This window comes from Microcystis sp. 49638_E5 (assembly GCF_021300285.1).
Classification (GTDB): domain Bacteria; phylum Cyanobacteriota; class Cyanobacteriia; order Cyanobacteriales; family Microcystaceae; genus Microcystis; species Microcystis aeruginosa_C.
On sequence record NZ_JAJTDH010000002.1, the window covers coordinates 113,537 to 125,146 of the forward strand.

An 11,610-nucleotide genomic window follows, 5' to 3' on the forward strand; every position below is an offset into this window, starting at 1 on the left:
CGGCTCTTTTCTCTTGAATAAAAAGCGGCTAATTTCAGCCCGCCCGGTCATCGATCGTGCTAGATTGTAAACCGCATTGATTGTGATTTGGATAGGCAAACCATGCGATCGGAAACCGAATCGTCTCCTTTAGAGGTTAGCAAAACCACAAAACCCCCTCGATTAATTCTAGAAGGTTTATACGCTTTCTCCCCCAATCGGGAAACCCTAGGGGGAACCTCTTATCTTATTGTAGAAAATACCGGCAATATTCTGGTGGATTGTCCTAGCTGTGAGGAGAGCGAGCGGGATTTTCTCCGAGAAAAGGGTGTCCGTTACCTATTTTTTACCCATCGCGCGGGTCAGGGGAAACAGAGCGATTCTCTGCAAAGTTTACTTGATTGTGAGATTATTCTACAGGAACAGGAAGCTTATCTGCTTCCTCACCTTCAAATTACCGTTTTTCAGCAGCAAATCCAGTTATCTCCCACTTGTAGCGGTTTTTGGACTCCTGGCCATTCTCCCGGCTCCTCCTGTCTCTACTGGAACCGTCACGGGGGGGTTTTATTTACCGGTCGTCATCTTCTCCCCGACACTAAGGGTCAACCGCGACCCCTACAGACCGCGAAAACTTTCCACTGGCTGCGGCAATTGCGATCGCAAAAGGCCATTTTAGACCGTTTTAGCCCAGAAACCCTCTCCTATCTTTGTCCGGGGGCTAATACCGGCTTTTTGCGCGGTCGGGGAATTATCGATCGCGCCTACGAAAAAATCAGCGCCAATCCTCTTAACTAAGGGACTTGCGTGGGAATAATATCCCAGCCAGAAAATCGCTCTGTAGAAGAATCAGACCAGCCAGACGGCATATTATCAAAGCGCAAGTCCCTTAGCTCCGGGGGCTCTCGAAGGCTCTCCCCCTACTTAGGGTGATCAGCAAACCTGATCGATCGGAGGGCGCAAGCCTTGCGCCCCTACAGTAACTGATTTTGTCCACAATGTAGGGGCGAACTGCGTTCGCCCAAAAGGTACATTATCAAAGCGCAAGTCCCTAAAGACTTTTTAGAAGCTGCATCGTTCAATTCCCAGAAATTATGAATTTAACCGTTAAAGACTTGGGTGAACAGGGATTGCTACCGATTCTGCAAAAATATTGTCCTGCGGAGATTATCGGTGATGATGGGGCGATTTTATCCCTGAAAGAGGGTTACTCTCTCGTTGTCACCACTGATGTTTTAGTTAATAACGTCCACTTTAGCGATATTACCACCTCTCCGGAAGATGTGGGCTGGCGAGCGGCGGCGGCTAATTTATCCGATTTAGCGGCTATGGGGGCAGAACCCCTGGGAATTACGGTAGGATTGGCTTTAACTCCCAATCTAGCCATCGATTGGCTAGAAGGACTCTATCGGGGTCTTAGCTCTTGTCTGCAAGTATATCAGACGGCGATCGTTGGGGGCGATGTCTGTCGGGCCACGGAGATTAACATCAGCATCACCGCCCTGGGACAAGTGGCAAAAAATGAAGAAATTAGACGTTTTAACGCAAAAGTTGGCGATAGTATCGTTATTACTGGTTATCACGGTTTATCGCGGGCTGGATTAGAGTTACTCTTTCACCCTGAAACCGGCAGGAATTTAAATTCCGGCCAAAAAAAGCGATTAATCCAAGCTCATCAACGGCCGCGACCGAGACTTGATTGCATACCACATTTACAAAAAATTGTCAAGCAATTTCCCATCGCTGGCATGGATAGCAGTGACGGGTTAGCAGATGCCATAATTCAAATTTGTCGCTGTAGTGGGGTTGGTGCTGAAATCGAGAGGATTCCCCTGCATCCAACCCTGAAAGAATATGTAGGAGCCGAAAAAGCTCTAGAATGGGCTTTATACGGCGGTGAAGATTTTGAGTTAGTTTTGTGTTTGCCCCCAGACAGTGCCAGAGAATTGCTGGAGAAAGTGGGGGAAGAGGGGGCGATAATCGGTCAAATTGTCCCGGGGAAAGAGATAAAATTAGCCGATGGTAGAAACCTCAGTTTAAGCTCCGGATTTCAACATTTTTAGCCTCTATAAATCGCCAAAACCTTTCTTTTTCTTGATTTTCTTCGGTTTTTTCGGGCTGCCACCTTGACCGCGGAACCCCGGTTGATTGCCACCCCCAAACATTCCGCCACCCATCCCGGGCATCCCCGGCATAGCGGGCATTTGTCCCCGTCCCATCTGTTGCATCATCGATCGCATTCTGGTGAAATTAGTAATTAGTTTGTTAACTTCTGTTTCTGGATGTCCCGAACCTTTGGCAATGCGACGACGACGATTAGGAGACTTAGCCAATAAATCGGGGTTAGCGCGTTCCTCCGTGGTCATGGAATTAATCATCGCTTCCGTGCGTTTTAACTCTTTTTCGCCCTTTTCGATGTCTGTCCCGCTCAGTTTGCCCAGACCGGGGATTAACTTCAAGACTCCCCCCAGGGAACCCATATTTTTTAACAGCCGCATCTGTTTGAGGAAGTCATTAAAATCAAACTTAGCCTCTAAAATCTTGGCCTGCATTTTGGCCGCGTCTTCTAGGTCTAACTGTTCCTGGGCTTTTTCCACTAGCGTCAGGACATCACCCATATTGAGGATGCGACTGGCAAGGCGATCGGGATAAAATGGCTCTAAAGCTTCTACTTTTTCGCCAACCCCAACAAATTTAATCGGTTGTCCCGATATTTGCCGCACTGATAGGGCCGCCCCACCACGAGTATCGCCATCAAGTTTGGTGAGAATTGCCCCCGTGATGCCGATTTGTTGGTGAAAAGTGTTGGTAAGACTGGCCGCTTCCTGACCGGTCATGGCATCCACCACTAATAAAGTGTCGTCGGGCTTGACAATTTTCTTGATTTGTGCTAGTTCGCCCATCATCTGGGTGTCTATTTGCAAACGACCGGCGGTGTCGATGATAACCGTATCTACGCCCAATTCTTTGGCTTTTTCCACACCTTGACGGGCGATATCGACGGGATTAGCCTGAGAACCCATCTCGAAGACGGGAACATTTATCTGTTTACCGAGGGTGATTAATTGGTCAATGGCCGCCGGACGGTAAACATCGGTGGCCACCATCAGGCAGCTTTTGGACTGTTTGCGGAGATATAGGGCTAATTTGGCGGTGGCGGTGGTTTTTCCTGTCCCTTGCAACCCGGCCATTAAAATTACGGTGGGGGGTTTATCGGCCTGAGCTAGGGGAACGTTACTTTCCCCCATAATTTTAACTAATTCATCATAGACAATTTTGATAAATTGCTGGCCGGGATTGACTCCGGAAATCACTTCAGCGCCGAGGGCTTGTTTCTCGACCTCAGCAATAAATCCCTTGACTACCTGTAGGTTAACATCTGCTTCTAATAAAGCCCGCCGGACTTCTTTGAGGGTTTCTTGTATATTGGCCGAGGAGATTTTATCTTGACCTCGTAATTTTTTCCATGCGTCTTCTAAGCGGTCGGCCAGTGCGTCGAACATAGTTTCGGAATTAAATTTTTAACTAGATCGATTTTATCTCAAATGTCAGGGGAAGACCCCCGTTCTTATCCTGTCATTGGTCGGGGATCGGCGGCAAAGTTCGATCGAATGTTAAACTGAGTCTGTCTTAGCTTCGGAAGTATTCGATCGCTGCAGGAATCGATTAAAGAGAAAACCGAGGAGCAGGGCCTTAAATTCAAGGTCGTCAGTGAACTTTTTATAAAAGCTGAAGTTGATTTCCACCATGTCCTGCATGATGTCGGATGCCAGGATATCAAAGGCTAGTTTAACATTTTCGGGAGTATTGATCTTAAGGCTCGCTTTCAGGGGTGCGCTGTCATCCAGTTTAGTTTCAAGGTGTTCGATAAAAACTCGCTCATCCTCACTGAAATCAGTACCAAATCGTCGATTAATTTCTTCAATGATTTTCGAGAGGGGTTCTATCTTTTTGGTGGGGGGTTGGCCCGTGCCGGGGGAATAAACCCTAGAAGTTTCCCTGACACCCCGTTTTAGTTCAATTTTGCCCCTGTGGGTCTCTTGGATGCGGTAGGAGTTTAGTTCAATGCTTTGTTGAATAGGCAAAGGAAGGGCCTCTGGGGAGGTGGGAAGTTTGCAGATTAAGTGGCGGGAAAATTCATAGAACTTCTCTAAGTCTGCAGCAGGTATGGGGAGTAATTGAGAGACAAAGCCATAAAGTCGGATAAATTCTTGTAGTTTACCCCGAAAACCGACTTTTTCCTCCTCAGAAGCTTCTAGGTAACGGTCGAGGACGGGGTTGAGGCTGCCATGAAGCTTGGCCTGAGTTCCTTGGGGGTGAAAGAATATCTGCGCGAAGCTATCGATGTCGGAATCTTGGTAAAAGTGATAGTCGTCAAGCTGTGCTTGGATTTTATAGATCCGGTTGGGGTCGGTGGCTTCCGTCAAGATGGTGCAGTCGTAGTAATCTTTAAAGGCTGCCTTGATCTCATCGGCCTCGTTGGCGAAGTCCAGCACCAGAGTCCCGGTTTTGTGGGGGTGGATGCGGTTGAGACGGGAGAGGGTCTGGACAGCGTTAACCCCGGCTAATTTCTTATCGATGTACATCGCGCCTAGGAGGGGTTGGTCAAAACCGGTCTGGAATTTGTTGGCAACGACGAGAAAGCGGTAGGGAGCTTGTTGAAAGGTGTCTGCGGTGGCTTTGTCAGGGATATGACTACCTGAGGAGGCGCTATTCATTTTGGTTTCGGTGAAGTCTTCGCCGTCTCTAACTGTCCCAGTAAAGGCGACTAGGGACTGATAGGGATAGTCTTTTTCCTTGAGATAGCGGTCTAGGGCCAACTTGTACCGCACGGCATGGAGACGCGATCGCGTGATAATCATGGCCTTGGCCTTGCCTTGTACCTGATGGGCCACCTGCTCATGGAAGTGTTCGACAATGATGGCCACTTTCTGCTTAATGGTGTGTTCGTGTAAATCGACGAAGTGGCGCAGCAGCGAGGCGGTCCTGGCGCGATCATAGTGGGGGTCATCTTCGATGGTTTTGAGCAGATTAAAATAGGTCTTGTAGGTGGTATAGTTCTCCAGCACGTCGAGAATAAAGCCTTCCTCAATCGCCTGAGCCATGGAATAGAGGCTAAAGGGAGCAAAGCTGCCGTCCGGTTGTCTGGTGCCGAATACCTCTAGGGTTTTGGGTTTCGGCGTGGCGGTAAAAGCAAAATAACTCAAATTAGCAATTTTTCCCCGTTTTTTTGCCTCGGCGACGGTTCTATCTTCTAAATCCTCCTCTTCTCCCCCTTCCTCGGCGGCGGCCGCTTCTAGGCTGGTGGCGGTGAGGACGCTTTTGAGTTTTTTGGTACTTTCTCCGGTCTGGGAGGAATGGGCCTCATCGACGATTACTGCGAAGCGCTGCCCAGAAAGGGACTGGATTTGATCGACGATGACGGAGAATTTTTGCAGGGTGGTGACGATGATATTTTTCCCGGACTCTAGGGCCTCTTTGAGTTGCCGCGAGGTTTTGTCGATGTTTTCCACCACCCCAGAGGTCTGTTCAAACTGGCGGATAGTGGCCTGTAGTTGCTGATCCAATATACGGCGGTCGGTGATGACGATGATAGAGTCAAAAACGCGGGTATTATGATCATCGTGCAAGCTGACAAGTCCGTGGGCCAGCCATGCTATTGAATTACTCTTGCCACTGCCGGCACTGTGTTGGATGAGATAGGATTTTCCTGTCCCTTCGGCCTTGGCATCGGCCAGCAAACGGCGCACGGCATCTAATTGATGGTAGCGGGGAAAGATAAGCCTTTTTACTCCTGTTTTTCTGCCCTTGTCGTCTTTTTCTTCCTCGAGGGTGATAAAGTTCTGGATTAGGTCAAGGAAGCTATCTTGCCGCCAGATTTGCTCCCACAGGTAGGCGCTGCGGAATTTGGTAGGGTCTGGGTTTGCCGCTACGCCAGTCTTTCCGGGGTTGAAGGGTAGGAAGCCGGTTTCATGGCCCTGAAGGTGAGTGGTGACATGGACCTGATCTGGGTCAACGGCAAAGTGAGAGAGACATAGGCCAAACTTGAGGAGTGGCTCTCTCGGATCTCGATGTTCTTGATATTGTTTAATCGCTTGTTGGAAGTTTTGCCCTGTAAAAGGGTTTTTTAGTTCGGCGGTGAAGATGGGTAAACCGTTAAGAAAGAGGACAATATCGATGCTGTTGAGGGGATTTTTCTGGCTGTAGTACAGTTGTCTAAGGACACTAAAGCAGTTGGTCTGGTAGAGTTTTTGGGTTTCCGGATTGAGACTGCTGGGGGGTTGGAAGTAGGCGAGTTGGAAGCGGCAGCTGTTGGCTTTGATGCCTTTTCTGAGGACTTCTAAGGTTCCCCGATTCTTGATGACTTCGGCAAGCTGTTTGAGGAGTTGGGTGTTTGCGTCGTCACCGTACTGGGTTTGGAATTTCTGCCACTCTTGAGGTTGGCTGGTTTGGATGAAGTTAAGGACATCTTCGGGTATGAGGCAAAGTGAGCGATCATAATCTTTGGAGCTGCGGCGCTGGTAGCCGCTGTTGAGGAGGCTTGCTTCGATGGTGGCTTCAAAGTTTTTCTCGGAGGTGTCTATCATGTCTTTAGACTGCTGATTGTCAATATTATACTAAATCCGTTGAGTATAGGCTACTTATAGAGGAGAGGCAAAAGGCAACAGGCAAAAGGCAAAAGGGGAAAGAAATAATCAGTTTTTAATAACCAGATTTAGTATTATGCCCTAATTAAGTAGGTAGCCGTTAAAAATTATCAGATACCACCCTTATCAAGAGGGGACTAAGGGTAGGGTTGATTCATGAATCAACCCTACTATAAATCAACCCTAGTATCTCTCCGCAAATTCGTTTAAACTCTTGCGAGTTATAATGTGCATGGCTTTAATGTTCCCTCACGTCTATTTTACCGGTAACGGCGGCTGAAATTAACGCGGTGCGATATTCTTTGAGATGGTCAATACTGGTGCGGGTTTTGGTGATTAGGTTGTCAATTTTGCTGGTTTCTCGGTCTAGGAATTGGGCGATTTTTTGTTGTTCGGGAAGGGGGGGGAAAGTAATAATAGTTCCTCTTAATTCTTCAGCATTAAGATGAGGCTGTGCAGCTCTCAATTGATGAAATGCAAATTGTATATATCGAACTTCTGATGATAGAAGCTGCCATGCTATAAATTGATTACTACCTTCTTTTACAGTTGTTACCATATCATAGCCAGCTATTGAACCGTGATACTCTTCAGGAATAAGAGCAGAATCTCCTGTGTACGCACCACTTCTGACCACAATTATTTCTCCAGCAGCAAGAACAGCATTTCTACTTTCTGGCACTTGTTTGGGGTCAATATAAATCATATCTTTTTGAAAAATTCGACCGCTTTTTACATTTGTAGCTCTTATTAAAGGTGTTCCATATAAAATTTCTGGTGGTGGTTGTCCAAGTCCATAACGAATGTTAGCAATTCGTTTTAATAAGAGTACCTTCCAATGTTCTGGAATTTCACCCAACCATTCAACCCCAGAATCCTTCATCGGAACATCTGGGTTAAGTCCTTTGGTGACTGCATGGCTAATCAGTGCGGTGCGCTTCTCTTTAAGGAGTTCGATTAAGCGCTCTTTCTTGGTGATTAGTTTATCAATTTTGCTGGTTTCTTGGTCGAGAAATTCGGCGATTTTTTGTTGTTCGGGAAGGGGGGGTAGTAAACAACTGAGATTAGAAACATCTGTTAAAGCAACAGCTTCATAGGTACTTCCTGTAGATAAAAAATTTAGTTCAACTTTTACTACTTGAATTAAATACCAAGCAAATTCTCTAATAATAATATCTCTTGGTCTTATAGAACATAAACCACGACCAATACCATATCTTCTATCTGCTTCATTCAAAGCACCAACTGGCGCTCTTACCGAGATTAAAATATCCCCTTTCTCTGCATACTTATTTACTGTGGCGCAAAATATTTTTGCTTCTGGATTTCTATTCCCAAATTCAGCATTTCCCTGAAGAAAAGGTGATCCATATCCTTCATGATTATAATCATCAGAACTGGGAGATTGTCCCATTGTGAGATAGGAAATATACTTAAGTTTCTTCACCTCCCAATGTTCTGGAATTGCACCCAACCATTCAACTCCAGAATCCTTATAAGTAGGATAAGGCTGCCATTTTTTTGTCATCATATTAATCTAGCTCTTAGGTTAGTATTTTATTTGATATTTTGTCTGAAAAAGAGAAACTGAAATAATCTTGGTATGGCCTAGATTTTTAACTTCATCAAAGTCCTTGTCTCCTGTAATAAAGTAATCAGCATTATTAACAATTCCACAGGCTAAAAACTTAGCATCTTTTCTATCTCTGGGGAAATCAATTTCTAAATTAATATCGACGACAAAAGTAACGGCACTTGTAAGAGTCAACCAGTATTGTTTCTGCTCATCAGTTAGCTTTAACCGTTTTCGGGATAAAACCTCTCTATATTCTGCTAAAATATCCGGTGATACTATCCAGTAAAAATCTGGGTTAGATACTACAAAGATAATTATTTTTTCCGGGTTTCTGTCAGCTATTGCGGCAGAAATAACAACATTAGTATCGATTACAACCTTCATTTTCCTCTTCTATAATCCTCAATTTCAGCCTCAATTTCCTCTTCAGTCAAAGGATTGTCAGCGTGTAAAGCTTGGACTTCTTTAAAGAAATCTCGTAACTTATTAGCTAGAGCTTCCCTGTCATAATTTTTGGCAATAATCATTACTTCCACTTGCTGACCTTTTTGAAAAGGTAAATCAGACAAAACAAGCTGATTAGGATCTTGAATGACCAAGGTTTTCTGATAGATATTCATCACTGGGGACTTAATAAGCGAGAACCGTTATCTGTATAAATTTCTGTTAACACCCATTTGATAGCTACATTAGCATCAACAACAAAACTCGTCACCTTTGTCTATCCTCTCTTAATAATTCTGTGCTATCCAAAAAATTTCTTCCTTGAAAATGTTCTCGCACTTTAGCAAATCTTTCCCTTGCTTGAGATAAGGTTTCCTTTGTTTTGGTTTTCTCCTCTGTAATAGGTTCAACAGTTACCGTTACATCCACTTCCTGACCTTTAAACTCAGGGGGAATATCTAAATGTAACATCCCATCTTCGCCGATATGAGAGCGTAATTTGATTACTGGCATTTTGACACCTCTTTTTTATTTTATTTGCTTCTCCCCCCTTTTGAAGGGGGGTGGGGGGGATCGTCCAAATCTAAAACAAAATCAGTTAGAATATTCTCACCTGATAAATGTGTGGGATTGTGCAGAACTTCCACCTCTTGATTAGCTCGATAAATCTCAACGGTTTTACTTTTCGGATCGATTAACCATCCTAATTGTAAGCCATTTTCTAAATACTCCCGCATCTTCTCTCGTAGGGTCATGCTCAAATTCTCTCCTCTAGACTTGTTAACATGGCTAAAATCTCCCCTTCCACTTCCTTAATATCAGCTTCAATTGCCTCTAAAGTTCGCGGTGGCTGATACTTATAAAAATAGCGATTAAAATTAATCTCATACCCCACCTTTCCAAGCGCACCGTCCCTAATATCCCGCACCGTGTCACTAATCCAAGCATCGGTTACATGGGGGAGAACTTCTCGATCGAAATAGTCATTAATATCCTGTTTAAGTGGTACATTTTCCGTATCTCTTAAATCCGTATCCGGTTCGGGATTACCCTGTTTATCCAGACAAATATTAGCCGATTCGTCCCGCTCAGAAAGAGCCGAAAGAATCGCCTTATAAACTGCTGGCGCGACCGTTATTCCCCCGGTTTTCATCGCTTTCTTTAGCACCTTCTCAAACTCCCCTCGATCCTGATATAAAGTATCGGGAAAACTATTAAGAATGTCTAAAATCAGCCTTTGTTGTTCCTTGCCGGCCTGTTCCTCGATCCCCTTCATTTCATCACTTTTCTTCTTGCTTACTGCCAGACTAGCAAACGCGCTCTGCTCTTTCAATCGCTCAATCCGCTCCGGTGATGCCTGAAAATTGAGCCTCAAGGGACGCTCTACGGTAATCTTGCGGTAGCCGAAATCTTCCCTATCAAAAATCTTACTCACTTCCGAGGGTTGAAAACTCTGGAAAATTTCAGTTATCTCCCGAATATGCTCGGAACTAATCTCCCGGCGCTTGCTGCCAAGACTCTTCCGCATCGGCAGCCAAAACTCGGAGGCATTAATCAGCTGCACCTTACCCCTCCTCTCAGCAGCCTTGTGGTTGGTCAATACCCAGATATATGTGGCAATGCCGGTGTTATAAAATAGGTCATTCGGCAGAGCGATAATTGCTTCGAGCCAGTCATTTTCCAAAATCCAGCGCCGGATCTCGCTCTCCCCACTTCCCGCATCCCCGGTAAACAATGGCGAACCGTTCATAACAATCGCCACGCGGCTGCCTCCTTGGGTCTCCGGCTTCATGCGTGCAATCATGTGCTGTAGAAAAAGAAGTTGTCCGTCACTGATGCGGGGTGTTCCTGCTGAAAATCGGCTGCCCGCTTTTTGTGCCTCTGTCTCCACCGCGTCCTTATCTCGCTTCCAGTCCTTGCCGTAGGGTGGATTGGCCAGGAGATAGTCAAAGGTTTTGTCACTGTGCTGGCCCTGGGAAAGGGTGCTGCCAAACTTGATATTTTCAGCGTCCTTACCGTCCACACTTTTCATGTAGAGGTCGGATTTACACACAGCAAAAGTCTCCGGGTTGACTTCCTGGCCAAAGAGAAAAACCTGGGCCTTGGGGTTGAGTTCCAAAATCCGATCCTTGGCAATGGTCAGCATTCCCCCGGAACCGCAGCAGGGATCGTAAACGCTGCGAGTAATGTATTCTTGGCTTAACTGTGTTTTGTCCGGGGAGAAGATGAGGTTAACCATTAACTGAATCACTTCCCGGGGTGTGAAGTGTTCCCCCGGATTTTCATCGAGAGCTTCGTTAAACTTGCGGATGAGTTCCTCAAAGATGTATCCCATCTCTAGGTTAGAAACCTTATCGGGGTGTAAATCGATGTTCTTAAACCGCTCGGTGACGAGAAAGAGCAGGTCTGATTGTTCCAGCTTGTCGATGGTGTTGGCAAAGTCGAACTTCTCTAACACCTCGCGCATATTGCCGCTAAAACTGTTGATGTAGAGCTTGAGGTTAGCGGCCAACTGTTTGGGATCATCGAGGAGTTTCTCGAAGTCGTAGGGACAACTGTTATAGAAGGCAAATCCTGATTTTTTGCAGAGGAGGGGGTCGAGATTGTCGAGCTTGTCTTTGTACTGGTGGTAGGCTGTTAAGACCTCCTCTTTGGTCGGCTCTAACACACAGTCGAGGCGACGCAGCACGGTGAAAGGCAAGATGACATCTTGATATTTGCCGCGCTTAAAGGTGTCGCGGATTAAATCCGCGATACTCCAAATAAAACTTACCTTGTCACCGAAGTTGTTCATCGGAAATTTTGGGTCTGAAACCCCGCCGTTCTACGGCGGCTTTACGTTAGAATTAAAAAGCCAGTCTCGAAAACCAAGTGGACGGCGCAGCACCTTGAAAACTCGGCTTAGGGGGTTCCGACCAGAAAAGCTTGGCCGGGTAAAAAGTCGCGCGCAACAAGTACAAGAAGCTA

Annotated in this window: 9 protein-coding genes and 1 pseudogene; 2 read left to right on the forward strand and 8 right to left on the reverse strand. The window is 45.9% G+C overall.

Annotated features, from left to right (window positions below; genetic code table 11):
• The first annotated feature begins 102 nt into the window (after positions 1-102).
• A complete protein-coding gene (locus LW728_RS00945) occupies positions 103-774 on the forward strand; it encodes an MBL fold metallo-hydrolase (RefSeq protein ID WP_287764740.1) in 672 nt (223 codons plus the stop codon).
• A 296-nt stretch (positions 775-1,070) separates the two neighbouring features.
• A complete protein-coding gene (gene thiL / locus LW728_RS00950; protein WP_004268214.1) occupies positions 1,071-2,039 on the forward strand; it encodes a thiamine-phosphate kinase in 969 nt (322 codons plus the stop codon).
• Positions 2,040-2,042: 3 nt separating this feature from the next.
• Here the strand turns inward: thiL and ffh are convergent, their stop codons facing one another.
• The 8 genes and pseudogenes from ffh to LW728_RS00990 all read right to left on the reverse strand — a co-directional run bounded on the left by ffh (position 2,043) and on the right by LW728_RS00990 (position 11,437).
• Positions 2,043-3,479 (reverse strand): signal recognition particle protein, encoded by a 1,437-nt coding sequence (gene ffh / locus LW728_RS00955; protein ID WP_004268212.1) that lies wholly within the window; start codon positions 3,477-3,479, stop codon positions 2,043-2,045.
• A gap of 111 nt (positions 3,480-3,590) precedes the next feature.
• Positions 3,591-6,563 (reverse strand): type I restriction endonuclease subunit R, encoded by a 2,973-nt coding sequence (locus LW728_RS00960; protein WP_287764743.1) that lies wholly within the window; start codon positions 6,561-6,563, stop codon positions 3,591-3,593.
• Positions 6,564-6,861: 298 nt separating this feature from the next.
• Positions 6,862-8,154, reverse strand: a complete 1,293-nt coding sequence (locus tag LW728_RS00965; RefSeq protein ID WP_287764745.1) for a restriction endonuclease subunit S — start codon at positions 8,152-8,154, stop codon at positions 6,862-6,864.
• Positions 8,155-8,172: 18 nt separating this feature from the next.
• Positions 8,173-8,583: a putative toxin-antitoxin system toxin component, PIN family gene (locus LW728_RS00970; RefSeq protein WP_287764747.1), complete on the reverse strand. Its 411-nt coding sequence runs from the start codon at positions 8,581-8,583 to the stop codon at positions 8,173-8,175.
• Positions 8,580-8,819 carry a hypothetical protein gene (locus LW728_RS00975; protein WP_004268201.1) on the reverse strand — a complete coding sequence of 80 codons (240 nt, stop codon included), beginning with the start codon at positions 8,817-8,819 and terminating at the stop codon, positions 8,580-8,582. Before LW728_RS00975 ends, LW728_RS00970 begins: the two co-directional genes overlap by 4 nt.
• A gap of 91 nt (positions 8,820-8,910) precedes the next feature.
• On the reverse strand, positions 8,911-9,156 hold the full coding sequence (locus LW728_RS00980) for a hypothetical protein (RefSeq protein WP_004268200.1): 246 nt from the start codon (positions 9,154-9,156) through the stop codon (positions 8,911-8,913).
• Between the two features lie 20 nt (positions 9,157-9,176).
• A pseudogene (locus LW728_RS00985) lies at positions 9,177-9,395 on the reverse strand (Uma2 family endonuclease); the annotation flags it as partial.
• Positions 9,396-9,400: 5 nt separating this feature from the next.
• Positions 9,401-11,437 (reverse strand): type I restriction-modification system subunit M, encoded by a 2,037-nt coding sequence (locus tag LW728_RS00990; protein ID WP_287764749.1) that lies wholly within the window; start codon positions 11,435-11,437, stop codon positions 9,401-9,403.
• Positions 11,438-11,610 lie beyond the last annotated feature (173 nt).

Excerpts from the sequence above, each read along its gene's own strand:
- LW728_RS00945 (WP_287764740.1), top strand. The coding sequence starts at position 103 with ATGCGATCGGAAACCGAATCGTCTCCTTTAGAGGTTAGCAAAACCACA.
- LW728_RS00990 (WP_287764749.1), bottom strand. The coding sequence starts at position 11,437 with ATGAACAACTTCGGTGACAAGGTAAGTTTTATTTGGAGTATCGCGGAT.
- thiL (WP_004268214.1), top strand. The coding sequence starts at position 1,071 with ATGAATTTAACCGTTAAAGACTTGGGTGAACAGGGATTGCTACCGATT.
- ffh (WP_004268212.1), bottom strand. The coding sequence starts at position 3,479 with ATGTTCGACGCACTGGCCGACCGCTTAGAAGACGCATGGAAAAAATTA.
- LW728_RS00975 (WP_004268201.1), bottom strand. The coding sequence starts at position 8,819 with ATGAATATCTATCAGAAAACCTTGGTCATTCAAGATCCTAATCAGCTT.
- LW728_RS00980 (WP_004268200.1), bottom strand. The coding sequence starts at position 9,156 with ATGCCAGTAATCAAATTACGCTCTCATATCGGCGAAGATGGGATGTTA.
- LW728_RS00960 (WP_287764743.1), bottom strand. The coding sequence starts at position 6,563 with ATGATAGACACCTCCGAGAAAAACTTTGAAGCCACCATCGAAGCAAGC.
- LW728_RS00965 (WP_287764745.1), bottom strand. The coding sequence starts at position 8,154 with ATGATGACAAAAAAATGGCAGCCTTATCCTACTTATAAGGATTCTGGA.
- LW728_RS00970 (WP_287764747.1), bottom strand. The coding sequence starts at position 8,583 with ATGAAGGTTGTAATCGATACTAATGTTGTTATTTCTGCCGCAATAGCT.